Consider the following 1,130-nt stretch of genomic DNA (forward strand, 5'->3'; position numbering starts at 1 on the left):
TAATATATTTACTTCTGTTTATAAAGTATATAAATCCAACTTTTTGAAAGTAAGAGCCAATTTGTCAAAGTATATTATAACTTTACAGTACAAAAGTTCAAATCGCTAACATCTGCAAAATTGCCATCTTTTATCTCTTGCAAAAATAGCCGAGCACACATTTCGGCATCATCGCCAGCACGGTGGTGTGTACCATACGATATAGAAAAATGGTCGCAAAGATAGTCGAGCGTATTACAACCGAAATCATAGATGTGTCGGGCAGCACGGAGCGAACAGTAATAATCAATGTCAGGACAGGGTAGATGGTGTAGTTGTAAGGTATGGCGAATACAGCTCATATCAAAGGCTGCATTGTGGGCTACTAGTACTGGACAATCCCTGAGATACGTTGTTATTTCCTCCCATACCTTTGGAAATGTAGGTGCATAGGCTGTGTCTTGAGGACGTATGCCATGTATCTGTATATTCCAATAGCTATACCTGTTATCTTCGGGACGCACCAACCACGACTTGGTTTCAACCACCTTTCCTCCTTTTACCACACATATACCTGCTTCACAGATAGATGAACGTTTGGCTGTAGCGGTTTCAAAGTCGATAGCTATAAAGTTTATATTGTTCATTTTTATTTCTTATAATGGTATAACATATTTTCTGTAAATCGCTTCATCTCCTGTCGCACACTTTCAGGTTCTAACACTTCTGCCATATCTGTTTGCGCTAAAAGTGCTTGATAGAAATCGAACGTAGGACGCACATTCAACTCAAAAGTGATGGATTCATCATCTTGTGCTATGATGCGTTGAGAATGATGTAGGGGTAGACTTTCCAAATAGTAGCAATGAGGTTTCCATGCTTTAAGTACTATCCTTTCAATGGGGATATTCTTGTTGGCTATAATGCCATAACAACCCTCAAAATATTCCTCAATATCGAAACTTTTCTTCATCTTAAAGTGCTTGTCGGTTAGCGCCATATCAAGCACTCTATCGAGGGCATAAAGTCGATAGTCGTCAGCAGGGCGGGTTGCCACCATCCTCTTTGTTTTGCCTTTGGTTGCGTTCAGAGTAATAAGGACTACGAGCCAGCACATACCATCTACGGTTAATCACTTTCAGATAATAAGG

Annotated in this window: 2 protein-coding genes; both read right to left on the bottom strand. The window is 39.9% G+C overall.

What is annotated here, in order from left to right; genetic code table 11:
• Positions 1 to 74: 74 nt before the first annotated feature.
• Complete coding sequence (locus HMPREF9018_RS05545) at positions 75 to 626, bottom strand: 3'-5' exonuclease (protein WP_008449178.1); 552 nt, start codon at positions 624 to 626, stop codon at positions 75 to 77.
• A 2-nt stretch (positions 627 to 628) separates the two neighbouring features.
• A complete protein-coding gene (locus tag HMPREF9018_RS05550; RefSeq protein WP_157794587.1) occupies positions 629 to 1,039 on the bottom strand; it encodes a helix-turn-helix transcriptional regulator in 411 nt (136 codons plus the stop codon).
• Between the last annotated feature and the right edge of the window lie 91 nt (positions 1,040 to 1,130).

Source organism: Prevotella amnii CRIS 21A-A (genome assembly GCF_000177355.1).
Classification (GTDB): Bacteria; Bacteroidota; Bacteroidia; order Bacteroidales; family Bacteroidaceae; genus Prevotella; species Prevotella amnii.

What these genes read in the sequence shown, in the direction of transcription:
- HMPREF9018_RS05550 (WP_157794587.1), bottom strand. Translation starts at nt 1,039, where the DNA reads ATGGTGGCAACCCGCCCTGCTGACGACTATCGACTTTATGCCCTCGAT.
- HMPREF9018_RS05545 (WP_008449178.1), bottom strand. Translation starts at nt 626, where the DNA reads ATGAACAATATAAACTTTATAGCTATCGACTTTGAAACCGCTACAGCC.